Origin of the sequence: Pseudomonas sp. TH31, from assembly GCF_016650815.1 — a bacterium.
Lineage (GTDB): Bacteria > Pseudomonadota > Gammaproteobacteria > Pseudomonadales > Pseudomonadaceae > Aquipseudomonas.
In genome coordinates this window covers 646,290-672,361 of record NZ_JAEKEZ010000029.1, presented here as the reverse complement: position 1 = coordinate 672,361, position 26,072 = coordinate 646,290, and the positions used below count along the sequence as shown (strand labels likewise).

Annotated in this window: 21 protein-coding genes and 3 pseudogenes; 17 read left to right on the top strand and 7 right to left on the bottom strand. The window is 59.3% G+C overall.

Annotated elements, in window-relative coordinates; all coding sequences use genetic code 11:
* Nucleotides 1-151: 151 nt before the first annotated feature.
* On the top strand, nucleotides 152-964 hold the full coding sequence (gene tcdA / locus JFV26_RS22590; protein ID WP_201195522.1) for a tRNA cyclic N6-threonylcarbamoyladenosine(37) synthase TcdA: 813 nt from the start codon (nucleotides 152-154) through the stop codon (nucleotides 962-964).
* Between the two features lie 51 nt (nucleotides 965-1,015).
* Here tcdA and JFV26_RS22585 read toward each other — a convergent pair whose 3' ends face one another.
* From JFV26_RS22585 to JFV26_RS22570, 4 genes are all read right to left on the bottom strand, one after another.
* Nucleotides 1,016-1,423 carry a SufE family protein gene (locus tag JFV26_RS22585; RefSeq protein ID WP_201195521.1) on the bottom strand — a complete coding sequence of 136 codons (408 nt, stop codon included), beginning with the start codon at nucleotides 1,421-1,423 and terminating at the stop codon, nucleotides 1,016-1,018.
* Nucleotides 1,420-2,625, bottom strand: a complete 1,206-nt coding sequence (locus JFV26_RS22580) for an aminotransferase class V-fold PLP-dependent enzyme (RefSeq protein ID WP_201195520.1) — start codon at nucleotides 2,623-2,625, stop codon at nucleotides 1,420-1,422. Before JFV26_RS22580 ends, JFV26_RS22585 begins: the two co-directional genes overlap by 4 nt.
* A 151-nt stretch (nucleotides 2,626-2,776) precedes the next feature.
* On the bottom strand, nucleotides 2,777-3,811 hold the full coding sequence (gene dapD / locus JFV26_RS22575) for a 2,3,4,5-tetrahydropyridine-2,6-dicarboxylate N-succinyltransferase (protein ID WP_201195519.1): 1,035 nt from the start codon (nucleotides 3,809-3,811) through the stop codon (nucleotides 2,777-2,779).
* A 33-nt stretch (nucleotides 3,812-3,844) separates the two neighbouring features.
* Nucleotides 3,845-4,153 carry an arsenate reductase gene (locus tag JFV26_RS22570; protein WP_229801834.1) on the bottom strand — a complete coding sequence of 103 codons (309 nt, stop codon included), beginning with the start codon at nucleotides 4,151-4,153 and terminating at the stop codon, nucleotides 3,845-3,847.
* Between the two features lie 330 nt (nucleotides 4,154-4,483).
* On the opposite strand from JFV26_RS22570, the pseudogene JFV26_RS22565 reads away from it, so the two are divergent.
* Nucleotides 4,484-6,114 (top strand): annotated as a pseudogene (locus tag JFV26_RS22565) (Na+/H+ antiporter).
* 64 nt (nucleotides 6,115-6,178) lie between these two features.
* Here the strand turns inward: JFV26_RS22565 and dapC are convergent.
* The 3 genes from dapC to map form a co-directional block, all read right to left on the bottom strand.
* Entirely contained in the window at nucleotides 6,179-7,378 is a 1,200-nt protein-coding gene (dapC, locus tag JFV26_RS22560; protein WP_201195518.1) for a succinyldiaminopimelate transaminase, read from the bottom strand.
* Nucleotides 7,379-7,498: 120 nt separating this feature from the next.
* Nucleotides 7,499-10,201, bottom strand: a complete 2,703-nt coding sequence (locus JFV26_RS22555; RefSeq protein ID WP_201195517.1) for a [protein-PII] uridylyltransferase — start codon at nucleotides 10,199-10,201, stop codon at nucleotides 7,499-7,501.
* A gap of 44 nt (nucleotides 10,202-10,245) precedes the next feature.
* Nucleotides 10,246-11,028 carry a type I methionyl aminopeptidase gene (gene map, locus JFV26_RS22550; RefSeq protein WP_201195516.1) on the bottom strand — a complete coding sequence of 261 codons (783 nt, stop codon included), beginning with the start codon at nucleotides 11,026-11,028 and terminating at the stop codon, nucleotides 10,246-10,248.
* A 373-nt stretch (nucleotides 11,029-11,401) separates the two neighbouring features.
* On the opposite strand from map, the gene rpsB reads away from it, so the two are divergent.
* The 15 genes and pseudogenes from rpsB to rnhB all read left to right on the top strand — a co-directional run bounded on the left by rpsB (nucleotide 11,402) and on the right by rnhB (nucleotide 26,029).
* A complete protein-coding gene (gene rpsB, locus JFV26_RS22545) occupies nucleotides 11,402-12,139 on the top strand; it encodes a 30S ribosomal protein S2 (RefSeq protein ID WP_201195514.1) in 738 nt (245 codons plus the stop codon).
* A 188-nt stretch (nucleotides 12,140-12,327) separates the two neighbouring features.
* On the top strand, nucleotides 12,328-13,191 hold the full coding sequence (tsf, locus tag JFV26_RS22540; protein WP_033056302.1) for a translation elongation factor Ts: 864 nt from the start codon (nucleotides 12,328-12,330) through the stop codon (nucleotides 13,189-13,191).
* Between the two features lie 209 nt (nucleotides 13,192-13,400).
* Nucleotides 13,401-14,144, top strand: a complete 744-nt coding sequence (gene pyrH / locus JFV26_RS22535; RefSeq protein WP_003172271.1) for a UMP kinase — start codon at nucleotides 13,401-13,403, stop codon at nucleotides 14,142-14,144.
* Nucleotides 14,141-14,697, top strand: a pseudogene (frr, locus tag JFV26_RS22530) (ribosome recycling factor). The gene pyrH and the pseudogene frr overlap by 4 nt, the downstream one beginning before the upstream one ends.
* A gap of 13 nt (nucleotides 14,698-14,710) precedes the next feature.
* A complete protein-coding gene (gene uppS, locus JFV26_RS22525) occupies nucleotides 14,711-15,466 on the top strand; it encodes a polyprenyl diphosphate synthase (RefSeq protein ID WP_201195511.1) in 756 nt (251 codons plus the stop codon).
* Entirely contained in the window at nucleotides 15,466-16,272 is an 807-nt protein-coding gene (locus JFV26_RS22520; protein WP_201195509.1) for a phosphatidate cytidylyltransferase, read from the top strand. The genes uppS and JFV26_RS22520 overlap by 1 nt, the downstream gene beginning before the upstream one ends.
* Entirely contained in the window at nucleotides 16,269-17,459 is a 1,191-nt protein-coding gene (gene ispC / locus JFV26_RS22515; RefSeq protein ID WP_201195508.1) for a 1-deoxy-D-xylulose-5-phosphate reductoisomerase, read from the top strand. The genes JFV26_RS22520 and ispC overlap by 4 nt, the downstream gene beginning before the upstream one ends.
* A gap of 54 nt (nucleotides 17,460-17,513) precedes the next feature.
* Nucleotides 17,514-18,865: pseudogene (rseP, locus tag JFV26_RS22510) on the top strand (sigma E protease regulator RseP).
* A 74-nt stretch (nucleotides 18,866-18,939) separates the two neighbouring features.
* On the top strand, nucleotides 18,940-21,330 hold the full coding sequence (bamA, locus tag JFV26_RS22505; RefSeq protein WP_201195507.1) for an outer membrane protein assembly factor BamA: 2,391 nt from the start codon (nucleotides 18,940-18,942) through the stop codon (nucleotides 21,328-21,330).
* 45 nt (nucleotides 21,331-21,375) lie between these two features.
* Nucleotides 21,376-21,879, top strand: a complete 504-nt coding sequence (locus tag JFV26_RS22500) for an OmpH family outer membrane protein (RefSeq protein WP_054047181.1) — start codon at nucleotides 21,376-21,378, stop codon at nucleotides 21,877-21,879.
* 3 nt (nucleotides 21,880-21,882) lie between these two features.
* A complete protein-coding gene (gene lpxD, locus JFV26_RS22495) occupies nucleotides 21,883-22,938 on the top strand; it encodes a UDP-3-O-(3-hydroxymyristoyl)glucosamine N-acyltransferase (protein ID WP_201195506.1) in 1,056 nt (351 codons plus the stop codon).
* 109 nt (nucleotides 22,939-23,047) lie between these two features.
* Nucleotides 23,048-23,488, top strand: coding sequence for a 3-hydroxyacyl-ACP dehydratase FabZ (fabZ, locus tag JFV26_RS22490; protein WP_201195505.1), 441 nt, complete (start codon nucleotides 23,048-23,050; stop codon nucleotides 23,486-23,488).
* Complete coding sequence (gene lpxA / locus JFV26_RS22485; protein ID WP_201195504.1) at nucleotides 23,485-24,261, top strand: acyl-ACP--UDP-N-acetylglucosamine O-acyltransferase; 777 nt, start codon at nucleotides 23,485-23,487, stop codon at nucleotides 24,259-24,261. The genes fabZ and lpxA overlap by 4 nt, the downstream gene beginning before the upstream one ends.
* 2 nt (nucleotides 24,262-24,263) lie before the next feature.
* On the top strand, nucleotides 24,264-25,394 hold the full coding sequence (gene lpxB / locus JFV26_RS22480; protein ID WP_201195503.1) for a lipid-A-disaccharide synthase: 1,131 nt from the start codon (nucleotides 24,264-24,266) through the stop codon (nucleotides 25,392-25,394).
* Between the two features lie 8 nt (nucleotides 25,395-25,402).
* A complete protein-coding gene (gene rnhB / locus JFV26_RS22475; protein WP_201195884.1) occupies nucleotides 25,403-26,029 on the top strand; it encodes a ribonuclease HII in 627 nt (208 codons plus the stop codon).
* Nucleotides 26,030-26,072: the final 43 nt, after the last annotated feature.

Genomic DNA, 26,072 nt, shown 5'->3' with positions numbered 1-26,072 from the left:
TACACGTGGTGTTCCAAGTTCGTACAGCATGCAGGGAAATATCCTACATTTGGCAATCGCTTTTCTCTAGAGTTCTCTAACTTTTGCTCGGTGACTTAGATCTTGTTGAAATGTGGCCCTATAATGCGCGCCGGTTTTTGGGGTAATGGTCATGAGTACAGAAGATCCACGGTTTGCCGGCATCGCCCGTTTGTACGGCATCGAAGGCCTTGAGCGCTTGCGTGTGGCCCATGTGGCGATTGTTGGCGTCGGCGGCGTCGGCTCCTGGGCGGCGGAAGCCATTGCCCGGTGCGGCGTGGGCGAAATTTCGCTGTTCGACCTGGACGACGTCTGCGTCAGCAACGCCAACCGTCAGTTGCATGCGCTGGACAGCACCGTCGGCAAGCCCAAGGTCGAAGTGATGGCCGAGCGCCTGCGCGGGATCAACCCGGACTGCACGGTGCACGCGGTGGCGGATTTCGTGACGCGCGAGACCATGGCCGAGTACATCACGCCGAACATCGACTGCGTGATTGACTGCATCGACAGCGTCAACGCCAAGGCCGCGCTGATTGCCTGGTGCAAACGCCGCAAGATCCAGATCATCACCACGGGCGGTGCGGGCGGGCAGATTGACCCGACGTTGATCCAGGTCTGCGACCTCAACCGCACCTTCAACGACCCGTTGGCCTCGAAAGTGCGCTCGACGTTGCGCCGCGACTACAACTTCTCCCGCACCGTGACCCGCCATTACAGCGTGCCGTGCGTGTTCTCGACCGAACAGCTGCGCTACCCGAAACCGGATGGCAGCATTTGCTTGCAGAAGAGTTTTGTCGGCGATGGCGTGAAGCTCGACTGCGCCGGTGGGTTTGGCGCGGTGATGATGGTGACGGCGACGTTCGGCATGGTTGCTGCGACCAAGGCTGTGGATAAGATTGTGGCGGGCGTGCGGCGGCCGGCGGATCGCATCAAGCCTGAGGCTTAAGGTCGAACCCCGGTAGGAGCTGCCGAACGCGGCCTGAGCCTTCGGCAGCTCCTACACGTCGCTTAGGCTCCGCATTCGCTGGAGCACGGCATTGAGGCCATTACTGCGCGAAGGCGAGAGCTGTCGGCTCAGGCCTAACTGATTAAACCAGTCCGGCAGATCCACCTGCTGCAACTCAGCCACCGACAACCCGTTGACCCGCGCCAGCAACAACGCCACCAACCCGCGAATCAGTCGCGCATCGCTGCTCGCCGCAAACAGCCAATGGCCATCATCCAGCGAGCCCACCAGCCACACCTGACTTTCACAGCCATGCACCCGATTAGCGTCGACCTTATCCTCATCGCGCAACGCCGGCAGACGATCGCCCCATTGCATCAGCAATCGCGCCCGCTGCTCCCAGCCGGCAGCCTGTTGAAACGTCTCCAGCGCCGTAACCGCTTCGACGGGCAAGCTCATCGCAACAACTCCAGCGCTTGATCCAACGCTTCAAAGAAGCGTTCCAGATCTTCGGAATCGTTGTACAGCGCCAGCGACACCCGAATCGCCCCGGCCAGCTCAAAGCTCTTGAGTAGAGGCATGGCGCAGTGATGACCGGCGCGCACGGCGATCCCTTGTTCGGTCAGCAAATGCGCCAGGTCCGAGTTATGCACACCCTCGACGATAAAACTGGCCAACGCCAGTTGTGGCTTGCCCAGCAGGCGGATGCCGTTGCGCGCCACAAGGCCTTTGAGCAGATAGTCATGCAACGCCGCTTCGTGGGCGGACACGGCGTCCTGATCCAGCCCCCCGAGGTAATCCAGGGTTGCCCCCAGTCCAATTACGCTGGCGATTGGAGGCGTACCGGCCTCGAAACCCAGCGGTGCCGGCCGAAAGCGCGCGTCGTGGTAGTTGGCGTCCAGCACCATCTCGCCGCCGAATTGCCACGCACGCACTTGTTCAAGGGCTGCGTTACGCCCGAACAACACGCCCAGGCCATCGGGGCCATAGAGCTTGTGGCTGGAAAACACATAAAAGTCGCAACCCAGCGCCTGCACGTCGTGCCGGCCATGAACCACGCCTTGCGCGCCGTCGATCACGGTCAGGGCGTTATGCGCCTTGGCCAGCGTCAGCAACTCGGGCAACGGTTGCCAGGCGCCGAGCACGTTGGACAACTGACTGACCGCCAGCAATCGGGTGCGTGGGCCGATCAACTGTGCGGCGCTCGCAAGGTCGATCACACCGTCGGGATCGAGCGGCAAGATCACCAGTTTCAGCGCGCGGCGCAGGGCCAGTTGCTGCCAGGGCAACAGATTGGCGTGGTGCTCCAGGGCGCTGATGACAATCTCATCGCCCGGATTGAATAGATGTTCCAGGCCATAGGCCAGGAGGTTCAGCGCCGACGTCGCGCCGTGGGTGAAGATAATCTGCCCACAATCGCCGGCGTTAAGCCATTGGGCGACTTTGCTGCGGCTGTCCTCGAACGCCTGGGTGGCATGGGCGCCGGGCAAGTGTTGCGCCCGATGCACGTTGGCCGCGCCATTGGCGTAGTAATGCGCCAGGGCATCCAGCAGGGCTTGAGGTTTTTGCGTGGTGGCGGCGTTGTCCAGATACGTCTGGTCTTGCCGTTGCAGAGCGGCGATGGCCGGAAAATCGGCACGCCAGGGAGAGGGAATCATCATGTTGTTCGGCCCTGGTGAACATGGGCGGGGTGTACGCCTGACCTTGACTTTGTAGGAGCAAAGCTTGCTCGCGAAAGGGCCCTTGAGGCCGCCAAAAGCTTCGCGGGCAAGCCTCGCTCCTACGAGGACAGGTGATCGTGTGACGCTCTGCTTAGTTGTGAGCGTGCAGCGCTGCGTTCAGTTCGATGGCCGATTTGTGGGTTTTGCATTCCACGGCACCGCTCTGCGAATTGCGGCGGAACAGCAGGTCAGGTTGACCGGCCAGTTCACGGGCTTTCACGACTTTGACCAGTGTGTTGTTCTCGTCCAGCAGCGCTACTTTAGTCCCGGCGGTCACGTACAGGCCCGATTCAACGGTGTTGCGGTCGCCCAACGGGATACCGATACCGGCGTTGGCGCCGATCAGGCAGCCTTCGCCAACCTTGATCACGATATTGCCGCCGCCCGACAGGGTGCCCATGGTCGAGCAACCGCCGCCCAGGTCCGAACCCTTGCCGACGAACACGCCAGCCGACACGCGACCTTCGATCATGCCCGGGCCTTCGGTGCCGGCGTTGAAGTTGACGAAACCTTCGTGCATCACGGTGGTGCCTTCGCCTACGTAGGCGCCCAGACGAATACGTGCCGCGTCAGCGATACGCACGCCGGCCGGAACCACGTAGTCGGTCATTTTCGGGAACTTGTCCACCGAAAACACTTCCAGCAGCTCGCCGCGCAGACGGGCTTCCAGTTGATGCTCGGCCAGTTCGGCCAGGTCGATGGCGCCCTGGCTGGTCCAGGCAACGTTCGGCAGCAGCGGGAACACGCCGGCCAGGTTCAGGCCATGTGGCTTGACCAGGCGGTGGGACAGCAGGTGCAGCTTGAGGTAAGCCTCAGGCGTGGACGTCAGTTGAACGTCTTCGGCCAGAATGGTCGCGACCAGCGGCTTGTGGCTCTCAGCCAGACGGGTCAGCAATGCAGCCTGGCCGGCGTCGACGCTTTTCAGCGCTTCAGCCAGTTGCGAGGCTTGAGCGGTGCTGAACGCGATGGCCTGATTGCCTGCGGTGTAGCCCAGGACTGGAGCAATCGCAGCGACCAGTTCAGCCGATGGATTGAGCAGTGGCTGTGCGTAAAACACTTCCAGCCAGGCGCCTTGACGGTTTTGAGTGCCGACACCAAAGGCCAGGCTGAACAGAGTATTGGACATGTTGATACCTCTAACAAAAAGGAACGGGCTGCCTTACTTGAGTGCGGCCGCGTAGATATCTGGCTTGAAGCCAATCAGGGTTCGGTCACCGAGATCAAGCACCGGGCGCTTGATCATCGAGGGTTGTGCGAGCATCAATTCGATGGCTTTCGCTTGGTCGAGATCGGCTTTGCGTTCGTCGTCGAGTTTGCGAAAGGTCGTGCCTGCACGGTTCAACACCACTTGCCAGCCGTGCTCGTCGCACCATTGGGTCAGGTGTTCACGGTCGATTCCGGCCGTTTTGTAATCATGGAAGTCATAGCTGACAGCGTGTTCATCGAGCCAGGTGCGCGCCTTTTTCATGGTGTCGCAGGCTTTGATGCCGAAAAGGTGCAGCGTTTTACTTGAAACGGTCAAGGAATTGCCCCCTTTACAGGTGCTGGAAAAAAAGGTGACGGATTATGCCATGGCCTTCCGGTTAAAACGCAAAACCTGTAGGAGCAAAGCTTGCTCGCGATGACGGAGTGTCAGGCAGCATTCATGGCGACTGACACACCGCTATCGCGAGCAAGCTTTGCTCCTACAGGTTTTGCGGTGGTTGCAGGCGATGCGACATTGGTGTAACGGCCAGCCCTCACTCTAAGCGGCTAATATGGCACTTCAATGCTGTCGATTGCCTGGGAAAAGCGCTTTATGCAAACCGCCTATACCGTTCTGATCATGCTGATGCTGGTCGGCGTTTCACGCCTGATCGGGCGGGTGATCCCGCTGCCGTTGCCGCTGGTGCAAATCGGTGCGGGTGCTTTACTGGCGTGGCCCACATTGGGGCTGCATGTGGCGCTGGATCCGGAATTATTCCTCTTCCTGTTTCTGCCGCCGTTGTTGTTTTCCGATGGCTGGCGTATGCCCAAGCGTGAGTTGTGGCGTTTGCGCGGGCCGATCCTGACCCTGGCGGTGGGTTTGGTGTTGTTCACCGTGGTCGCCGCCGGGTATTTCATTCATTGGTTGCTGCCGAGTATTCCACTGCCGGTGGCGTTCGCGTTGGCGGCCGTGTTGTCGCCGACCGATGCGGTGGCGGTCTCGGCCATTTCCCAGAACCGCTTGCCGACACCGTTGATGCACATGTTGCAGGGCGAGGCGTTGATGAACGACGCCTCGGGCCTGGTGACCTTCAAATTTGCCTTGGCGGCGGCCGTGACCGGCGTGTTCTCTTTGGCCAATGCGAGTCTGACATTCGTGTTGGTGGCGGTCGGCGGTCTTGCCACCGGTGTGGCGCTGAGTTGGCTGGTGGGCCGCTTGCGCTCATGGATGATCGCCCGCGGCTGGGATGACCCGGCGACTCATGTGGTGTTCATGTTGTTGCTGCCGTTCGCCGCTTATGTGCTGGCTGAACGGCTCGGCGCCTCTGGCATTTTGTCTGCGGTGGCGGCGGGGATGATGCAGAGCTGGCTCGACTTGCTGCCGCGCCAGACCAGCACGCGTTTGCTCAATCGCAGTGTCTGGTCATTGCTGGAGTTCGCCTTTAACGGCTTGATTTTCCTGCTGCTGGGCTTGCAACTGCCGGACATCATCAAGGCTGTGGCCAGCCAGGAAACGTCGATGTGGCCGACGTTGCTCTACCGTTGCCTGGACGTGGTGGCGATTTATATGGTGTTGCTGGTGTTGCGGTTTATCTGGGTGCAGAGCACTTGGCGGGTGTCGGGGCTGCTGCGGCGCTGGCGGGGCAAGGGCGAACTGACGCTGGTGCCTACGGCTCGGTCCTGCTGGTTGCTGACGGTCGGCGGCGTGCGGGGGCGGTGACCCTGGCGGGTGTGCTGTCGGTGCCGCTGTTGATGGGGGGCACCGCGTTTCCCGAGCGTGATCTGCTGATTTTCATCGCGGCCGGGGTCATTCTGCTGTCGCTGATTGCCGCGTGCATCGCCTTGCCGCTGTTGCTGCGAGGTATTGAGAAAAGCCCGGACGACAAGCGTCGCCATGAAGTGCGCGACGCCTGGCGCAAAACCGCTGAAGCGGCGATCCATGCGCTGGAAGTCGAAGAGGCCAAGCCCGTAGATGCGGCGGAGGCGGCGTTGGCGGCTGAACTCAAGGCGCGGATCATGTCCGAGTACCGTCATCAACTGGAAGTCTTTAACGATTCCGCCGAAGCCCAGGCCCTGGCGTTTCAGATGGACTTGCTGGAGCGGCGTTTACGCCTGAAAGCACTGCGGGCGCAGCGCCTGGAATTGTACAGCCTCAGCCGTCACCACCAGATCGGCGATGACGTGCTGCGTGAGGTGTTGGGTGAGCTGGACCTGAGCGAGGCAAATCTCGGCCAGGTGAAGTAATACCTGACCCTGTAGGAGCTGCCGAACGCGGCCCGAGCCTTCGGCAGCGCCTACAGAGGGGCCTTTATTTACGGCGCTGGATGAAGGTGCGAATCCGCTCTGCCGCTTCAACGCATTCGGCCAACGGCGCAACCAGCGCCATGCGCACCCGGCCAGCGCCCGGATTGGTACCCTCCACATCGCGGGACAAGTACGACCCCGGCACCACCGTCACATGTTCTTCAACATACAAATCGCGGCAGAACGCCTCGTCATCGCCTTCAACGTTCGGCCACAAGTAGAAACCGCCGTCCGGACGCTGCACATCCATCACCGGGCTGAGGATTTCCAGTACCGCATCGTACTTTTCGCGATACAGCGCGCGGTTGGCGCGCACGTGTACTTCGTCGTTCCATGCCGCAACGCTGGCCAGTTGGGTTTGAACCGGCATCGCGCAGCCGTGGTAGGTACGGTACAGCAGGAAGCCCTTGAGGATGTCGGCATCACCGGCCACAAAACCCGAACGCAGGCCCGGCAGGTTGGAACGCTTGGACAGGCTGTGGAACACCACGCAGCGCTTGAAATCCTTGCGACCCAGTTCCACACAGGCGCTAAGCAGGCCGGCCGGCGGGGTTTGTTCGTCGAAGTACAGTTCGCTGTAGCACTCGTCGGCGGCGATCACGAAGTCGTATTCGTCGGCCAGGGCAATCAGCTTTTTCAGGCTTTCAACCGGGATCAGCGCACCGGTCGGGTTGCCTGGCGAGCACAGGAACAGGATCTGGCAGCGCTTCCAGATGTCTGGCGATACAGCGTCGAAATCCGGGTTGAAGCCGTTTTCGTCCAGGCATGGCAGGTAATGCGGCTTGGCCCCGGCGAGGAACGCGGCACCTTCGTAGATCTGATAGAACGGGTTCGGGCTGACCACCAGCGCGTCGTCGCCACGGTTGACCACGGTTTGGGTGAAGGCAAACAGCGCTTCACGGGTGCCGTTGACCGGCAGCACATTACGCGCCGGGTCGAGCCAGCCGCTCGGGACGTTGAAGCGACGTTCACACCAGGCGGCGATGGCTTCACGCAGGGCCGGGATACCGAGGGTGGTCGGGTACACGGCCATCTGATCCAGATTGTTGGCCAGGGCTTCGGCGACAAAGCTTGGCGAACGGTGCTTCGGTTCGCCAATGGACAGGGCGATGGCACGTTTGTCCGGGTTTGGCGTGACGCCGCCGAGCAGGGCGCGGAGCTTCTCGAACGGGTAGGGCTGCAACTGGTTCAGAGCGTTGTTCATGCGGGGCCTCTTCTATGTGGGAGCGGGCTTGCTCGCGAATGCGCTGGGTCAGTCGACATCAATTTTGACTGACCCGGCGCATTCGCGAGCAAGCCCGCTCCACAGGGGAAATTTGTTAGTTCAAATGCTGATGCGCGACAGTTTGATATCGGGTTCGTGGCTGACGCTCAACTGTTCGACGATCGCATCCTGCAAACGGCTGCACAGCAGCGGGTCGGACAATGGCTGGTTGTTCGCGTCGGTGATGAAGAACACGTCTTCCACGCGCTCGCCCAGAGTGGCGATCTTGGCGTTCTGCAGCGACAGGTCGAACTCGAGGAAGATCGTGCCGATCCGCGCCAGCAGGCCCGGGCGGTCGGGCGCACTCAGCTCCAGTACTGTGACCGGGCGCTGGGCATCGTTGTGGATCGTCACCTGTGGCGCAAACGCGAAATGCTTGAGCTGGCGCGGTACCCGGCGCTGGATGATCGTCGGGTAATCGTCCGGGTTGCGCAGGGCTTCGGTCAGGCCCTCGCGGATCTGCTTGACCCGCGTCGGGTTGTCGCCGATCGAGTCGCCGTCGGTGTCGAGCACGATGTAGGTGTCGAGGGTGAACTGGCTGCTGGAGGTGATAACCCGGGCGTCGTGAATGTTCAGGTTGAGCTGGTCCATCGCGGCCACGGTCACGGCGAAGAAGTCATGCTGGTCCGGCGCATAGATGAAGATCTGCGTGCCACCCTCGAATTCGCGCTGGGTGGTTTCCTTGATCAGCACCAGCGGCCCGCCGTCGGCCGGTTGCTGGAGGATCGCGTCACTGTGCCAGGCCACGTCGCCGGCGGTGTGGCGCAGGAAATAGTCATCGCCCAATTGCGCCCACAACTGCTCGACATCGTCCGGGTCGGTGCCGCCGCGCACCAGGATGTCCAGGGCAGCGCTTTGGGTCTGGCGGATTTGTTCTTCACGGTCCACCGGGTTTTCCAGGCCGCGACGCAAGGCTCGCTTGGTCTCGGTGTAGAGCTGGCGCAACAGGCTGGCACGCCAGGAGTTCCACAGCGTCGGGTTGGTGGCATTGATGTCGGCGACGGTCAGCACGTACAGATAATCGAGGTGGGTTTCATCGCCGACAACCTGTGCGAAATCGTGAATGACCTGCGGGTCGGACAAATCCTTGCGCTGGGCAGTCGTCGACATCACCAGATGGTTTTGCACCAGCCAGACGATCAGGCGGCTGTCCCACACCGGCAACTGATGGCGCTGGCAAAAGGCTTCGGCATCCACGGCACCGATGTCCGAGTGGTCGCCGTGCCGGCCCTTGCCGATATCGTGGTACAGGCCGGCCAGGTAGATCAGCTCGGGCTTGGGCAGTTTGCCCATGAGCTTGCTGGCCAGCGGGAATTTTTCCGACACCTGGGTGTACTGCAATTTACGCAGATGCTTGATCAGGTTCAGGGTGTGAGCGTCGACCGTATAGATGTGAAACAGGTCGTGCTGCATCTGCCCGACGATAAAGCCGAACTCCGGCAAATAGCGCCCAAGGATGCCGTAACGGTTCATCCGGCGCAGGTTGCGGTGAATGCCGATCTTGCACTTGAACAGCTCGATGAACAGGCTGGTGTTGCGAATATCGTTGCGGAAGTCGTCGTCGATCAAGTGACGGTGTTCACGCAGCAGGCGGATGGTATCGGCACGAACGCCCTTGATCTCCGGTTGCTGGGCCATCAACACGAAGATCTCGAGCATGGCGAACGGCGTGCGGCGGAACACGTTGTTGTTGCGTGCCTCGATGTAACCATCGTGCAGCTGGAATCGCGAGTTGATCGGCTGCGGCGGCGCTTCGTCTTCCGGCGCGAGGATGACTTCCTCGAAATGCTGGATGATCAGGTCGCTGAGCTGGGCAATGCTCATGACTACCCGATAATACTGCTGCATGAAGTTTTCGATGGTTTGCTTGGCGTCATCGCCTTTGAAACCCAGCAGCCCGGCGATGGAGCGCTGGTGGTCGAACAGCAAGCGGTCCTCGGAGCGCCCGGCGAGCATGTGCAGGGCGTAGCGGACTTTCCACAAGAACTCCTGGGACGAGGCCAGCAGGGCGTTTTCGCTCTCTACCAAAAAGCCTTCGCCGGCCAGGGCCCGCAGGTTCAGGGTGCCGTACTCGCGACGGGCGACCCAGAGAATCGTCTGAATATCGCGCAAGCCGCCGGGCGAGCCTTTGACGTTGGGTTCCAGGTTGTATTCGGTGTCGTTGTACTTGTGGTGACGGGCCTTTTGCTCGGCACGTTTGGCCAGGAAGAAGTCCTTGCTCGGCCACATGTGCGCGGTGCTGGTAACGTCCAGCATGCGCTGGCGCAAGCGTTCGGGGCCGCAGATGGTGCGGCTTTCCATCAGGTTGGTGACGACCGTCAGGTCGGCGCGGGCCTCAACGGCGCATTCGTCCACCGAGCGCACGCTCTGACCGACTTCCAGGCCGATGTCCCACAACAACGTCAGGAAACGCTCGATGGAATCGCGGAAAACCTCGTGGTCGGCGCTGTCCAGCAGGATCAGCAGATCAATGTCGGAATACGGGTGCAACTCACCGCGACCGTAGCCGCCGACCGCGACCAGCGCGATGTCGGCGTCTTCACTCCAGTCGAACTGCTCCCAGGCCTTTTGCAGGATATTGTCGACGAACCAGGCCCGGTCCTCGATCAGCCGGCGAATATCCCGGCCGCTGCGAAAGCGCTCGTCGAGCACCTCGCGGGCCTGGCGAATCGCCTTCTTGAAGGCCCCGATCGGGCTTGCCTTCAGGGCCAGTTCAGCCTGGAACTGGCCACGGTCGAAGAGTTCGGGGTCCACCTGCGGCATCGATTGGCTTTCCTTTCTATAAGGCTATGGGCGGCGCGGGTCGATCAGGCCGAAACGCGCGCGATAGTGTCATCGGCGCGCAGGGTGAAGATCTCATAACCGGTATCGGTCACCAGCAGGGTGTGTTCCCACTGGGCGGAAAGTTTGCGGTCCTTGGTGATCGCGGTCCAGCCGTCGCCCAGTACCTTGGTGTCGGCCTTGCCCTGGTTGATCATCGGCTCGATGGTAAAGGTCATGCCGGCCTTGAGTTCCATGCCGGTGCCGGCGCGGCCGTAGTGCAGGATCTGCGGCTCTTCGTGGAACACCTTGCCGATGCCATGGCCGCAGAACTCGCGAACCACTGAAAAACCGTTCTTTTCAGCGTGTTTCTGGATCACTTCACCAATGTCACCCAGGCGGCAGCCGGGCTTGACCAGTTCAATGGCCTTATACATGCATTCCTGGGTGATCTGCGACAGGCGCTCGGCCCAGACCGGCACGGTGCCGACGTGGAACATGCGGCTGGTGTCGCCGTGGTAGCCATCCTTGATCACCGTGACGTCGATGTTCAGCGTGTCGCCATCCTTCAGCGCTTTCTCGTTCGGGATGCCGTGGCAGACCACGTGGTTGATCGAGGTACAGATCGACTTCGGGAAGCCTTTGTAGTTGAGCGGGGCAGGGATGGCGTGCTGCTCGTTGACGATATAGTCGTGGCAGATGCGGTCCAGTTCTTCGGTGGTGATGCCCGGTTTGACATGTTCGGCAATCATTTCCAGTACATCGGCGGCCAGTTTGCCGGCGATCCGCATTTTAGCGATGTCCTCCGGGGTTTTGAGGGTGACGGTCATACAGGCTCTCTCTGCGCTCAATGGCGCTTGCAAATTCGGGATGGGCGTCGCGCAATCGGTATCGGCGGCCCTGAAGAACGCGATTCTAACAGACGCTCAGCGCAAATCTGAGCCTCTGTGCATCGCTTCTCTCTATAGATAGGCGCATTCTTGAGCGATTCCAAGGGCACGGTTGAAGGCGCGCGCCGGGAATTGAGAATCCGGGTTCCGTTTTTTACAGCCTTGTGATATAAAATGCGCCGCTTTCCGGGGATACCCCGAGAGGCTTAAATCCACACACGTGTCGACACGATGACCTGGGTGCCTTCAGCTGATGCTGCTGGTTGGTCATTGGGATACGTGGAGGCCAAACCCGACTTATTAAGGAACTATCATGTCCCAAGTCAACATGCGCGATATGCTGAAGGCCGGTGTGCACTTCGGTCACCAAACCCGTTACTGGAACCCGAAAATGGGTAAATACATTTTCGGCGCGCGTAACAAGATCCACATCATCAACCTTGAAAAAACCCTGCCAATGTTCAACGAAGCTCTGACTTTCGTAGAGCGTCTGGCCCAGGGCAAAAACAAGATTCTGTTCGTCGGCACCAAGCGTTCCGCTGGCAAGATCGTTGCTGAAGAAGCAGCACGTTGCGGTTCGCCGTACGTCGATCACCGCTGGTTGGGCGGCATGCTGACCAACTTCAAAACCATCCGTGCTTCCATCAAGCGTCTGCGTGACCTTGAAGTGCAAGCCGAAGACGGTACTTTCACCAAGCTGACCAAGAAAGAAGCGCTGATGCGCACTCGCGATCTTGAGAAGCTCGATCGTTCCCTGGGTGGTATCAAGGACATGGGCGGTCTGCCAGACGCACTGTTCGTTATCGACGTTGATCACGAGCGCATCGCGATCACCGAAGCCAACAAACTGGGCATCCCGGTTATCGGCGTAGTCGATACCAACAGCAGCCCGGAAGGCGTTGACTACATCATCCCAGGCAACGATGACGCAATCCGCGCTATCCAGCTGTACATGGGTTCGATGGCTGACGCTGTAATCCGCGGTCGCAACCACGTTGCTGGCGGCACCGAGCAGTTCGTTGAAGAAGCTCCGGTAGCAGCAGCTGAGTAATTGACGCCTTGGCGTTAACTCAGTAAGCAAAAAGGGGGCTTGGCCCCTTTTTGCCACCTCGGAAACCGTTTGTCGGCAGCGCAGCTACAGCTTTGTAACGTGCAGCGGCTACAAGAAGGTTCGGGAAGAATTGAACGCCCGTTTGATCGGGTGGAATGGTTGATAACCTATCCAAGAGGATTTTTGAAATGGCAGAGATTACTGCAGCGTTGGTTAAAGAACTGCGTGAGCGTACTGGCGAAGGCATGATGGATTGCAAAAAGGCCTTGACCAAGGCCGGCGGCGACATCGAAAAAGCCATTGATGACATGCGTGCTTCCGGCGCTATCAAGGCTGCCAAGAAAGCTGGCAACGTGGCCGCTGAAGGCGCGATCGCTCTCAAGGAAGACGGTAAATCCGCCGTTCTGCTGGAAGTGAACTCGCAGACCGACTTCCTGGCTTTGCAGGATGACTTCAAGGCATTTGTCGCTTCCAGCGTTGAAAAAGCGTTCGCTGACAAACTGACTGACGTTGCTCCGCTGATCGCAGCTCAAGAAGCCGATCGCCTGGTTCTGGTCGGCAAGGTTGGCGAAAACGTCAACATCCGTCGCCTGGCTCGCGTTGAAGGTGATGTTGTTGGTGGTTACCTGCACGGCAACAAGATCGGTGTTGTGGTTGCCCTTAAAGGCGGCAGCGTTGAGCTGGCCAAAGACATCGCCATGCACGTGGCAGCGACCAACCCTGAATTCCTGCTGCCATCGGAAGTGTCCGCTGAAGCGGTCGAGCGCGAGAAAGGCGTGTTCCTGACCCTCAACGCTGACAAGATCGCTGGCAAGCCAGAAAACATCGTTGAAAACATGGTTAAAGGTCGTATCAGCAAGTTCCTGGCTGAAGCGAGCCTGGTTGAGCAGGCGTTCGTCAAGAATCCTGAAATCAAGGTTGGCGAACTGGCCAAGAAAGCCGGTGCTGAAATCGTTTCCTTCACCTACTTCAAAGTAGGTGATGGCATCGAGAAGCCGGTCGACAACTTCGCTGAAGAAGTTGCTGCCCAGCTGGCTGCCGCCAAGCAATAAGACGGTTTTTTAACTGTCGCCCTGAAGAGGCTGCCCGCTTACGCGCGCAGCCTCTTTTCAGATGGGGCACCAATTTTTATTGGTTTCCCTTTGGAACTGGCTTACAAAGCCATGTTCCGATGGCGCTGAAGCAGTGCCAAGCTAGAGTGAACGCCAGCTGTAAACAGCTCGCAAAGAATTTTTAAAATACGCCGCAGGAGAGATTCGCAATGGCTCAGCAGGGCAGTGGTTATCAGGCTCGCTATAAACGCATTCTACTCAAGCTTAGCGGCGAGGCCCTGATGGGCTCGGAAGAGTTCGGGATTGATCCGAAAGTTCTGGATCGCATGGCGCTGGAAGTTGGCCAACTGGTCGGCATCGGTGTACAGGTCGGTCTGGTAATCGGCGGCGGCAACCTGTTCCGTGGTGCAGCGCTGAGCGCGGCCGGTATGGATCGGGTAACCGGTGACCACATGGGCATGCTGGCCACTGTGATGAACGCTCTGGCCATGCGTGATGCGCTGGAGCGTGCCAATATCTCGGCCATCGTGATGTCGGCCATTTCCATGGTTGGCGTGACCGATCACTACGACCGCCGCAAGGCCATGCGCCACCTGAACGCCAAGGAAGTCGTGATTTTCGCGGCCGGTACTGGCAATCCGTTCTTCACCACGGACTCGGCGGCTTGCCTGCGTGCCATCGAAATCGATGCAGATGTCGTGCTCAAGGCGACCAAAGTCGATGGCGTCTACACCGCAGACCCGTTCAAAGACCCGCATGCCGAGAAGTTCGATCATCTGACTTACGATGAAGTACTGGATCGCAAGCTGGGCGTGATGGATCTGACGGCCATTTGCCTGTGCCGCGACCACAAGATGCCGTTGCGCGTATTTAACATGAACAAACCCGGAGCCCTGCTGAACATCGTGCATGGCGGCGCTGAAGGGACCCTGATCGAGGAAGGCCAACAATGATCAACGAAATCAAGAAAGACGCTCAAGAGCGTATGCAGAAATCCCTGGAGTCTCTGTCCCATGCATTTGGTCAGATTCGTACCGGCAAGGCGCACCCGAGCATCCTCGGTAGCGTGATGGTTCCTTACTACGGTGCTGACACCCCATTGAGCGGCGTTGCCAACGTTACTGTGAAAGATTCCCGGACCCTGCAGGTCGTGGCGTTTGAGCGCAACATGCTCGCGGCCGTAGACAAGGCGATCCAGAGTGCTGGCCTGAACCTCAATCCGACCAACCTGGGCGAGTTGCTGCTGATCTCCATGCCTGCCCTGACTGAAGAAACCCGCAAGGGCTTCACCAAGCAGGCGCGTAGCGCAGCTGAAGATGCTCGTGTTGCCGTGCGCAACATTCGCCGCGACGCACTGGGTGACCTTAAGAAGCTGGTCAAGGACAAGGAAATCAGCGAAGACGAAGAGCGTCGTGGCGCTGCCGATATCCAGAAGCTGACCGACAAGGCGGAGGCTGACATCGATGCGGCCACCAAGCAAAAGAAGCGGACCTGATGGCCGTATAAGGGTCCCGTTTTCATGGATAAGACCAAGCAGACTGCGCCGTCCGCGGTGCCGCGCCATGTCGCGATCATCATGGATGGTAACAATCGCTGGGCGAAAAAACGCTTTATGCCGGGTGTTGCCGGGCATAAAGCGGGTGTGGATGCCGTTCGTGCAGTGATCGAGGTGTGCGCCGAGGCCAAGGTCGAGGTGCTGACCCTGTTCGCCTTCTCCAGTGAAAACTGGCAACGTCCGGCCGATGAAGTCAGCGCCTTGATGGACCTGTTCTTCAAGGCGTTGCGTCGTGAGGCCAAGCGCCTCAACGACAACAACATCAGCCTGCGCATCATTGGCGACCGTTCGCGTTTTCACCCCGAGCTTCAAGCAGCCATGCGCGAAGCCGAGGCGATTACTGCCGGTACCAATCGCTTTATCCTGCAGATCGCCGCCAACTACGGCGGTCAGTGGGATATTGCGCAAGCTGCACAGCGTCTGGCGCGTGAAGTCCAGGCCGGGCATCTGCGTCCGGAAGACATTACTCCGCAATTGCTGCAAACCTGTCTGGTGACTGGCGATCTGCCGTTGCCGGACTTGTGCATTCGTACCGGTGGCGAGCACCGCATCAGCAATTTCCTGCTGTGGCAGCTGGCTTACACCGAACTGTATTTCTCCGACCTGTTCTGGCCGGACTTCAAACACGACGCCATGCGCACTGCGCTGGCCGATTTCGCCTCTCGGCAGCGCCGCTTCGGTAAAACGAGCGAGCAGGTCGAGGCTGGAGCCCGGGTTTAATGCTTAAACAACGAATCATCACCGCGCTGATCCTCCTGCCGATTGCCTTGTGCGGGTTTTTCCTGCTTGAAGGCTCCGGTTTTGCGCTATTCATCGGGCTGGTCGTGACCCTGGGTGCATGGGAGTGGGCTCGTCTGGCAGGTTTCACGGCTCAGCCGATTCGTGTGGCCTATGCCGCTGTGGTCGCGCTGATGCTGTTTGTCATGCATATCCTTCCCGGGCTCGCGCCTTGGGTGTTGGGCGCCTCTGTGCTGTGGTGGGCGATGGCGACCTATCTGGTGCTGACGTATCCACGCTCCAGCGAACACTGGGCCAGCGCGGCCTGCAAACTGGTCATCGGCCTGTTGATCCTGCTGCCGGCCTGGCAAGGTCTGGTGCAGATCAAGCAGGAGCCTTTGGGCAACTGGCTGATCATGGCGGTCATGGTGCTGGTCTGGGGCGCCGATATCGGTGCGTATTTTTCCGGTCGGGCTTTCGGCAAGCGCAAGCTCGCGCCGCAGGTCAGTCCCGGTAAAAGCTGGGAAGGCGTCTACGGTGGCCTGGCGCTGAGCCTGGTGCTTACGTTGATTGTCGGCCTGGTTCGCGACTGGACGGTGGCGCAGCTGTTTAAAGGTCTGATCGGCGCCGCATTGATCGTGTTCATTTCGGTGGTGGGCGACCTCACCGAAAGCATGTTCAAGCGCCAGTCCGGGATCAAGGACAGCAGTAATCTGCTGCCGGGTCACGGCGGTATTCTGGACCGTATCGACAGCCTGACGGCGGCGATCCCTGTGTTCGCGGTGCTGTTGTGGATGGCGGCGCCGTGAGCCGCCCACAGCAGATTACCGTTCTGGGGGCGACCGGTTCGATTGGTCTGAGCACCCTGGATGTCATTGCTCGTCACCCCGAGCGCTATCAGGTTTTCGCGCTGAGCGGTTTCACTCGACTGAATGAGCTGCTGGCCTTGTGTGTACGGCACACTCCGCGTTTTGCGGTCGTGCCTGAAGCGGGCGCTGCCCGTGGTTTGCAGGACGACTTGCACGCCGCCGGTCTGTCGACGCGAGTTCTGGTCGGGGAGGAGGGCCTGTGCCAGGTCGCTGCCGACCCTGAGGTCGACGCGGTCATGGCGGCCATTGTTGGCGCTGCGGGCTTGCGCCCGACCCTGGCGGCAGTCGAGGCGGGCAAAAAAATCCTGCTGGCCAACAAGGAAGCGCTGGTGATGTCCGGTGCGCTGTTCATGCAGGCAGTGCGTAAAAGCGGATCGGTGCTGCTGCCGATCGACAGCGAGCACAACGCGATTTTCCAGTGCATGCCACAGGATTTTGCGCGTGGTCTGGGGGCGGTCGGTGTGCGGCGGATTTTGCTGACGGCCTCTGGTGGTCCGTTCCGGCAGACGCCGATGGCTGAGCTGGCGCATGTGACTCCCGATCAGGCCTGTGCCCACCCGAACTGGTCCATGGGGCGCAAGATCTCGGTCGATTCGGCCAGCATGATGAACAAAGGGCTCGAGCTGATCGAAGCCTGCTGGCTGTTCGATGCCAGGCCCTCCCAGGTCGAAGTGGTGATTCACCCGCAGAGCGTTATTCATTCGCTGGTCGATTATGTCGATGGTTCGGTCTTGGCGCAGTTGGGCAATCCGGACATGCGTACGCCAATTGCCAACGCTCTGGCGTGGCCGGAACGCATCGACTCGGGGGTCGCACCGCTGGATCTGTTTGCCATTGCACGCCTGGATTTCCAGGCGCCCGATGAAGATCGTTTTCCATGTCTGCGCCTGGCCCGACAGGCGGCAGAGGCGGGCAATAGCGCGCCGGCGATGCTCAATGCGGCAAATGAAGTGGCGGTTGCAGCCTTTCTCGATGGACGGGTTCGTTACCCGGAAATCGCGAGTATCATCGAGGAAGCCTTGAATCTTGAACCTGTGGTTGCGGTAAACGATCTCGAGGCGGTGTTCACGGCAGACGCCAAGGCGCGTGTGCTGGCCGGACAGTGGTTGAGTCGTCACGGGCGATAAGTGCTGCAGTACGCTGGCCCAATGCAGCACCGGATAGGATTGCGGAGAAAGTAGATGAGCGCGCTCTATATGATTGTCGGCACCCTGGTAGCCCTGGGCGTGCTGGTCACCTTCCACGAGTTCGGCCACTTTTGGGTCGCGCGTCGCTGTGGGGTCAAAGTGCTGCGCTTCTCCGTGGGCTTTGGCATGCCGTTGTTGCGCTGGCATGACAAGCAAGGCACGGAGTTCGTGCTGGCGGCCATTCCGCTGGGCGGCTACGTGAAGATGCTCGACGAGCGCGAAGGCGAAGTACCCGTCGATCAGCTCGATCAATCCTTCAATCGCAAATCTGTCCGCCAGCGTATTGCCATCGTTGCTGCGGGTCCAATCGCCAACTTTCTGCTGGCGATGGTTTTTTCTGGGTGTTGGCCATGCTCGGCAGCGAGCAGGTACGCCCGATTATCGGCGCCGTCGAGTCGGGCAGCATCGCTGCCAAGGCCGGCTTGAGCCCGAATCAGGAAATCGTTGCCATCGATGGCGAGCCGACTACCGGGTGGGCGGCTGTTAATTTGCAGTTGGTCCGTCGCCTTGGCGAGAGCGGTGCCTTGCAGTTGCTGGTGCGTGAGCAGGGTTCAACCACCGATTCACCTCGAGAACTGATGCTGGATCACTGGCTCAAGGGCGCCGATGAGCCGGACCCGATTCGCTCGCTGGGTATTCGCCCGTGGCGTCCGGCGTTGCCGCCGATCCTGGCTGAACTCGATTCGAAAGGGCCGGCACAAGCGGCGGGCCTGAAGACCGGTGATCGGCTGTTGACCCTTGATGGCCAGTCGCTCAACGACTGGCAGCAGGTGGTTGATACCGTCCGTATGCATCCGGATACCAAAATCATGCTGCGCGTTGAGCGCGATGGTGCTCAAATCGACGTCCCTGTGACGCTGGCCGCTCGCGGCGAGAGCAAGGCACCCACGGGTTATCTGGGGGCCGGGGTGAAAGCAGTCGATTGGCCACCAGAGATGATTCGTGAGGTCAGCTACGGTCCGCTGGCCGCGATTGGGGAGGGTGCCCGACGCACCTGGACCATGAGTGTGCTGACCCTCGATTCGCTCAAGAAAATGTTGTTCGGCGAGCTCTCGGTAAAAAACTTGAGTGGACCGATAACCATTGCTAAAGTGGCGGGCGCTTCTGCCCAGTCGGGTGTCGCTGATTTCCTGAATTTCCTTGCTTATCTGAGTATTAGCCTGGGAGTTCTGAATTTGTTGCCCATCCCTGTACTGGATGGGGGGCATTTGTTGTTTTATCTGATCGAGTGGGTGCGTGGTCGCCCCTTGTCAGATCGGGTGCAGGGTTGGGGGATACAGATCGGCATCAGTTTGGTGGTCGGGGTGATGTTGCTTGCTCTGGTCAATGATCTGGGTCGACTGTAACGCTTCGCTGAATTGCGAATCTGCCGCATTTTGCGGCAGTTTGTTTATTGCCAGTTGGAATAAGAAAGGACTTCATGAAACGTCTGCTGCTAACTGCGGTTCTCACCGTATTGATGATCGCCGAAGTTCACGCCGAGTCCTTCACTATCTCTGATATTCGCGTCAATGGCCTCCAGCGGGTCTCCGCGGGTAGTGTCTTTGGTGCCTTGCCGTTGAACGTCGGTGAACAGGCGGATGATCGTCGCCTGGTGGAATCCACTCGTGCGTTGTTCAAAACCGGTTTCTTTCAAGATATCCAGCTGGGTCGCGAAGGCAATGTCCTCGTTATCACGGTAGTCGAGCGTCCTTCGGTCGCGAGTATCGAGATCGAGGGTAACAAGGCCATCTCCACTGAAGACCTGATGAAGGGCCTCAAGCAATCCGGCCTGGCCGAAGGCGAGATCTTCCAGCGTGCCACCCTCGAAGGTGTGCGTAACGAACTGCAGCGCCAGTACGTCGCTCAGGGTCGCTACTCGGCGACTGTCGACACCGAAGTGGTGGCGCAGCCGCGTAACCGCGTCGCGTTGAAGGTCAATATCAATGAAGGCACCGTCGCTGCTATCCAGCACATCAACGTGGTGGGTAACACGGTCTTTGCTGATGAAGACCTGATCGACCTGTTCGAACTCAAGACCACCAACTGGCTGTCGTTCTTCAAGAACGACGACAAATATGCTCGTGAAAAACTTTCCGGTGACCTGGAGCGTCTGCGCTCCTACTACCTGGACCGCGGCTATATCAATATGGATATCGCTTCGACCCAGGTGTCCATCACCCCGGACAAGAAACACGTCTACATCACGGTCAACGTCAACGAAGGCGAGAAGTACACCGTTCGTGACGTGAAGCTCAGCGGCGACCTGAAAGTGCCTGAAGACCAGGTCAAGTCCCTGCTGCTGGTTCAGAAAGGCCAGGTGTTCTCGCGCAAGCTGATGACCACTACCTCCGAACTGATCACTCGTCGCCTCGGCAACGAGGGTTACACCTTCGCCAACGTCAACGGCGTTCCTCAGCCGCACGATGATGACCACACGGTAGACATCACTTTCGCTGTTGATCCAGGCAAGCGTGCTTACGTAAACCGTATCAACTTCCGCGGCAACACCAAGTCCGAAGACGAAGTGCTGCGTCGTGAAATGCGCCAGATGGAAGGCGGCTGGGCTTCGACCTACCTGATCGACCAGTCCAAGACGCGTCTTGAACGTCTGGGCTTCTTCAAGGAAGTCAACGTTGAAACGCCTGCCGTACCGGGCGTGGATGACCAGGTTGATGTGAACTACAGCGTTGAAGAGCAGGCTTCCGGTTCGATTACCGCCAGTGTCGGTTTCGCCCAGAGTGCCGGTCTGATCCTCGGTGGTTCGATTACCCAGAACAACTTCCTGGGTACCGGTAACAAGGTCAGCATCGGCCTGACCAAAAGCCAATACCAGACCCGGTATAACTTCGGTTATGTCGACCCGTACTGGACTGCTGATGGTGTGAGCCTGGGTTACAACGCGTTCTATCGCACCACTGACTACAAAGACCTCGACGTCAACGTTGCAAGCTACGCGGTAGACAGCCTGGGTGCTGGCGTCAGCGTCGGTTATCCGATCAGCGAGACGTCGCGTCTGACCTTCGGCCTGACTGCGCAACAAGACAAGATCAAGACAGGTCAGTACACCGTCGACGAAATCTTCGACTTCGTTAACCGCGAAGGCGATAACTACCTGAACTTCAAGGCTTCGGCCGGCTGGTCCGAGTCCACCCTGAACAAAGGGGTACTGGCGACCCGTGGTCATTCCCAGAGCTTGACCCTGGAAGCCACCACGCCGGGCAGCGACCTGTCGTTCTTCAAGCTCGACTACCGTGGCCAGTTGTTCCAGCCTTTGAGTGAAAACTACACCGTACGCCTGCACACCGAATTGGGTTATGGCGATGGTTATGGTTCGACCGATGGCTTGCCATTCTATGAAAACTACTATGCTGGTGGTTTCAACTCGGTTCGTGGCTTCAAGGACAGCACGTTGGGTCCTCGCAGTACGCCAAGCCGTGGTGTGGGTGTGACGGGTAACCAGGGCACACTGGCTGACCCGGATAACGATCCACTGCCGTTCGGTGGCAACGTCCTTATTCAAGGTGGTGCAGAAATTCTGTTCCCGCTGCCGTTTGTTAAGGATCAGCGATCCCTGCGTACCTCTGTGTTCTGGGATGTGGGTAATGTGTTTGACTCAAAATGCAGTCAGACGGTCAACACCCTCGCGACTTCCAAGTCTCAAACGCAGTGCAACGACATCAGCCTGAGCAATATGGCCAGTTCCGTCGGTGTTGGTCTGACTTGGGTTACCGCACTGGGGCCTTTGAGTTTCGCGTTGGCCATGCCGGTCAAGAAACCGGATAACGCTGAAACCCAGATTTTCCAATTCTCCCTCGGCCAGACGTTCTAAGCGTCTGACCCAAGATAACGACAATGGATTTTGTAGGAGTGCATCGTGCGTAAGTTGACTCAATTGGTTCTCCTGGCGACCGTACTGGTAGCAGGTCCGGCTTTTGCCGACATGAAAATCGCCGTACTGAACTATCAGATGGCCCTGCTGGAATCCGACGCGGCCAAGAAATACGCCGTGGATGCCGAGAAAAAGTTCGGTCCGCAACTGACCAAGCTCAAGACGCTGGAAAGCAGTGCGAAAGGTATCCAGGACCGTCTGGTAGCCGGTGGTGACAAGATGCAACAAGGCGAGCGTGAGCGTCTGGAACTTGAATTCAAGCAAAAGGCTCGTGACTTCCAGTTCCAGTCCAAGGAATTGAACGAAGCCAAAGCCGTTGCCGACCGTGAAATGCTGAAGCAGCTCAAGCCGAAACTGGACAGCGCTGTGGAAGAAGTCATCAAGAAAGGTGCTTTTGACCTGGTCTTCGAGCGTGGCGCAGTGATTGATGTCAAGCCTCAGTACGACATCACTCGCCAGGTTATCGAGCGCATGAATCAGCTGAAGTAATCCATGACAGCGACTATAAAGCTCGGCCAGCTGGCCGAGTTCCTCGGCGCCACCCTGAGTGGCGACCCGGAGAGAGAAATTACTGGGCTAGCCACTTTGCAAGAGGCTGGCCCAGCTCAGTTGAGCTTTCTGGCAAACCCTCAATACCGTAAATACCTGGCGGACAGTCATGCCGCAGCCCTGTTGCTGAAGGCCGCTGATGCTGAAGGTTTTGCCGGTAATGCGCTGATCGTGCCGGATCCGTACCTGGCTTATGCGCGTATTTCCCACCTGTTCGATCCCAAGCCAAAAGCGGTTGCCGGTATTCATCCGACAGCGGTGGTGGCAGCGGACGCAGTGGTCGATCCGGCGGCGAGCATCGGTGCCTTTGCGGTGATTGAAAGTGCGGCGCGTATTGCTGCGGGTGTGACCGTCGGGGCGCATTGCTTCATCGGCGCACGCTGCGAGATCGGTGAGGGCGGCTGGCTGGCTCCACGGGTCACGCTGTACCACGATGTGCGTATCGGCAAGCGAGTAGTGATTCAGTCGGGTGCCGTACTCGGTGGCGAAGGTTTCGGTTTTGCCAACGAGAAAGGTGTCTGGCAGAAAATTGCCCAGATCGGTGGCGTGCTGGTGGGTGACGACGTGGAGATTGGCGTGAATACCGCCGTCGACCGTGGCGCACTCGCCGATACCATCCTCGGCAACGGTGTGAAGCTCGACAATCAGATTCAGATTGCTCACAACGTCCAGGTTGGAGATCACACCGCCATGGCGGCGTGCGTAGGGATCTCCGGCAGCACCAAGATAGGCAAGCATTGCATGCTGGCCGGTGGCGTCGGACTGGTGGGGCATATCGAGGTTTGCGACAACGTTTTCCTGACCGGGATGACCATGGTGACCCACTCGATTACCGAGCCGGGTTCCTATTCTTCCGGTACAGCCATGCAACCGGCTGCCGAGTGGCGCAAAAGCGCGGCACGCATCCGTCAGCTCGATGACATCGCGCGGCGTCTGCGACAGCTGGAAAAGCGTGTAGGGGAAGTGACCCCTGACGGTAATGCTTCATCAGATGGCTGATACCATTTTCCATATCAAGTAAGCACAGCCGCTAGACTGCCTCCTTGATTTGCTAGAGGGGTGCGCGTCAGTCGCGCGCCTCCAATCTTTACATAGGCTTCCCCCCGAAATGATGGACATCAACGAGATTCGCGAATACCTGCCACACCGTTACCCGTTCCTGCTGGTGGACCGGGTTGTGGATCTGGATGTGGAAGGCAAGCGCATTCGCGCCTACAAGAATGTCAGCATCAACGAGCCGTTCTTCAATGGTCACTTCCCTGCGCATCCAATCATGCCGGGCGTGCTGATCATCGAAGCGATGGCCCAGGCTGCCGGGATCCTTGGTTTCAAGATGCTGGACCTGAAACCGGCCGATGGCACCCTGTACTACTTCGTCGGTTCGGACAAACTGCGTTTCCGTCAGCCGGTCAAGCCGGGCGACCAGTTGATCCTGGAAGCCACGTTCATCAGCTGCAAGCGCAAGATCTGGAAGTTTGAATGCCAGGCCTCGGTGGACGGCAAGCCGGTATGCTCGGCCGAGATCATCTGTGCGGAACAAAAAGTATGAGTTTGATTGACCCTCGCGCAATCATCGATCCGACGGCCATCCTGGCCGACGACGTCGAGGTCGGCCCTTGGTCGATTATCGGCGCAGGTGTGGAAATCGGCGAGGGAACAGTGATCGGGCCGCACGTGATTCTCAGGGGGCCGACCCGAATCGGTAAGCACAACCGCATCTACCAGTTTTCCTCGGTAGGTGAGGACACGCCCGATCTGAAATACAAAGGCGAAGAAACTCGCCTGGTCATCGGTGACCACAACGTCATCCGCGAAGGCGTGACGATTCACCGCGGCACCGTGCAGGACCGTTCGGAAACAACGTTGGGTGATCACAACCTGATCATGGCTTATGCCCACATCGGCCACGACAGTGTTATCGGTAACCACTGCATCCTGGTTAACAACACCGCGTTGGCAGGCCATGTGCACGTTGAGGACTGGGCGATCCTGTCCGGCTTCACCCTGGTTCACCAATATTGCCATATTGGCGCCCACAGCTTTTCCGGCATGGGTACCGCCATCGGCAAGGACGTCCCGGCGTACGTCACGGTATTCGGTAATCCTGCCGAAGCCCGGAGCATGAACTTTGAAGGGATGCGCCGTCGCGGTTTCAGCGAAGACGCCATCCACGCCCTGCGTCGAGCCTATAAGGTGGTTTACCGCCAGGGCCTGACGGTCGAGCAGGCGCTCGCCGAACTGGTCGAACCCTCGGCACAGTTTCCGGAAGTCGCGGTATTCCGTGATTCCATCCAGTCTTCGACCCGCGGCATCACTCGTTAATCATGGCTAATCTGCGTATTGCGCTGGTAGCGGGTGAGGCTTCCGGTGACATTCTGGGCGCCGGACTGATGCGTGCACTCAAGGCACAGCACCCGGCGGTGGAGTTCATGGGGGTCGGCGGTCCGCTGATGCAGGCCGAAGGCCTGACCTCGTACTTCCCGATGGAACGCCTTTCGGTCATGGGCCTGGTGGAAGTGCTGGGTCGATTGCGTGAGCTGCTGGCCCGGCGCAAGAAGCTGGTGGCGGACCTGATCGCCGAGAAACCGGATGTGTTCATCGGCATCGATGCCCCGGACTTCAACCTCAATATCGAACTGAAGTTGCGCCAGGCCGGGATCAAGACTGTGCATTACGTCAGCCCGTCGGTCTGGGCCTGGCGGCAGAAGCGGGTGCTGAAGATTCGCGAAGGCTGCGACCTGATGCTGACGCTGTTCCCGTTCGAGGCGAAGTTCTACGAAGAGAAGGGTGTGCCGGTGCGGTTTGTCGGGCACTCCCTGGCCGATGCGATTCCGCTGGAAGCCGATCGAGCCGCCGCGCGGGCCGAGCTGGGTTTGCCTGACGGTCCGTTAGTCGCGCTGATGCCTGGCAGTCGTGGTGGTGAAGTGGGTCGTCTCGGGGCGCTGTTCCTTGATACCGCCCAGCGCCTGCGGGCCCTGCGTCCCGGTGTCCGGTTCGTCATGCCATGCGCCAGCCCAGAACGCCGAGCCCAGCTCGAAGAGCTGCTGGCCGGTCGTGATCTGCCGCTGACCCTGCTCGATGGCAAGTCTCATCTGGCCCTGGCCGCCTGCGATGCGGTGTTGATCGCCTCCGGAACGGCGACGCTTGAAGCGTTGTTGTACAAGCGCCCGATGGTGGTTGCCTATCGCCTGGCGCCGCTGACGTTCTGGATTCTCAAGCGCATGGTGAAAAGCCCCTACGTCTCGTTGCCGAACTTGCTGGCCCAGCGCCTGTTGGTGCCTGAGTTGTTGCAGGACGATGCGACCGTCGAAGCCCTGGCCCAGACCTTGTCTCCGTTGATCGAGGGTGGCGAAGAGCAGACTCGCGGCTTCGATGAAATTCACCGGACCCTGCGCCTGGATGCTTCTAACCAAGCGGCCGACGCCGTACTGAACCTGATCGGCAAAATACAATGAGCAAAACAATGCAGATGGGCCTCGACTTCACACTGGTTGCAGAACTGGAAGAGCTGGTTGCCGGTGTCGACGAAGTCGGTCGCGGTCCGCTCTGCGGCGCGGTGGTCACCGCGGCGGTGATTCTCGACCCGAATCGGCCGATCCTTGGGCTGAACGACTCGAAGAAGCTCACCCAGGCCCGCCGCGAAAAGCTCTACGACGAAATCTGCGAAAAGGCCCTGAGCTGGCACATCGCCCGGGCCGAAGTCGAAGAAATCGACGAACTGAACATCCTGCATGCCACCATGCTGGCCATGCAGCGTGCCATCGAAGGCCTGCACATTCAGCCGAAACTGGCGATGATCGACGGCAACCGCTGCCCGAAACTGTCCATGCGCTCCGAAGCCGTGGTCAAGGGCGACAGCAAGGTCCCGGCCATCGCTGCTGCGTCGATCCTGGCCAAGGTCAGCCGTGACCGTGAAATGGCCGCGTTCGAATTGATTTACCCGGGTTACGGAATCGGCGGCCACAAAGGCTACCCGACGCCCGTTCATCTGGAAGCCTTGGCGCGTTTGGGGCCAACGCCGATTCACCGCCGCTCGTTCGCCCCGGTACGCCTGGCTTACGAGGCGCGGGAAAGTCTGATCGAGAGTTAGTCGCAAGGCTGATGTTTTTCCCAAGGCCCGGTACAATCCGGGC

Bases quoted from the DNA above. Each gene is read 5' to 3' on its own strand.
- lpxA (WP_201195504.1), top strand. From the start codon at position 23,485: ATGAGTTTGATTGACCCTCGCGCAATCATCGATCCGACGGCCATCCTG.
- pyrH (WP_003172271.1), top strand. From the start codon at position 13,401: ATGGCTCAGCAGGGCAGTGGTTATCAGGCTCGCTATAAACGCATTCTA.
- JFV26_RS22555 (WP_201195517.1), bottom strand. From the start codon at position 10,201: ATGCCGCAGGTGGACCCCGAACTCTTCGACCGTGGCCAGTTCCAGGCT.
- fabZ (WP_201195505.1), top strand. From the start codon at position 23,048: ATGATGGACATCAACGAGATTCGCGAATACCTGCCACACCGTTACCCG.
- rpsB (WP_201195514.1), top strand. From the start codon at position 11,402: ATGTCCCAAGTCAACATGCGCGATATGCTGAAGGCCGGTGTGCACTTC.
- dapD (WP_201195519.1), bottom strand. From the start codon at position 3,811: ATGTCCAATACTCTGTTCAGCCTGGCCTTTGGTGTCGGCACTCAAAAC.
- rnhB (WP_201195884.1), top strand. From the start codon at position 25,403: ATGCAGATGGGCCTCGACTTCACACTGGTTGCAGAACTGGAAGAGCTG.
- bamA (WP_201195507.1), top strand. From the start codon at position 18,940: ATGAAACGTCTGCTGCTAACTGCGGTTCTCACCGTATTGATGATCGCC.
- dapC (WP_201195518.1), bottom strand. From the start codon at position 7,378: ATGAACAACGCTCTGAACCAGTTGCAGCCCTACCCGTTCGAGAAGCTC.
- tcdA (WP_201195522.1), top strand. From the start codon at position 152: ATGAGTACAGAAGATCCACGGTTTGCCGGCATCGCCCGTTTGTACGGC.
- lpxB (WP_201195503.1), top strand. From the start codon at position 24,264: ATGGCTAATCTGCGTATTGCGCTGGTAGCGGGTGAGGCTTCCGGTGAC.
- tsf (WP_033056302.1), top strand. From the start codon at position 12,328: ATGGCAGAGATTACTGCAGCGTTGGTTAAAGAACTGCGTGAGCGTACT.
- JFV26_RS22520 (WP_201195509.1), top strand. From the start codon at position 15,466: ATGCTTAAACAACGAATCATCACCGCGCTGATCCTCCTGCCGATTGCC.
- map (WP_201195516.1), bottom strand. From the start codon at position 11,028: ATGACCGTCACCCTCAAAACCCCGGAGGACATCGCTAAAATGCGGATC.
- uppS (WP_201195511.1), top strand. From the start codon at position 14,711: ATGGATAAGACCAAGCAGACTGCGCCGTCCGCGGTGCCGCGCCATGTC.
- JFV26_RS22585 (WP_201195521.1), bottom strand. From the start codon at position 1,423: ATGAGCTTGCCCGTCGAAGCGGTTACGGCGCTGGAGACGTTTCAACAG.
- lpxD (WP_201195506.1), top strand. From the start codon at position 21,883: ATGACAGCGACTATAAAGCTCGGCCAGCTGGCCGAGTTCCTCGGCGCC.
- JFV26_RS22570 (WP_229801834.1), bottom strand. From the start codon at position 4,153: ATGAAAAAGGCGCGCACCTGGCTCGATGAACACGCTGTCAGCTATGAC.
- JFV26_RS22580 (WP_201195520.1), bottom strand. From the start codon at position 2,625: ATGATGATTCCCTCTCCCTGGCGTGCCGATTTTCCGGCCATCGCCGCT.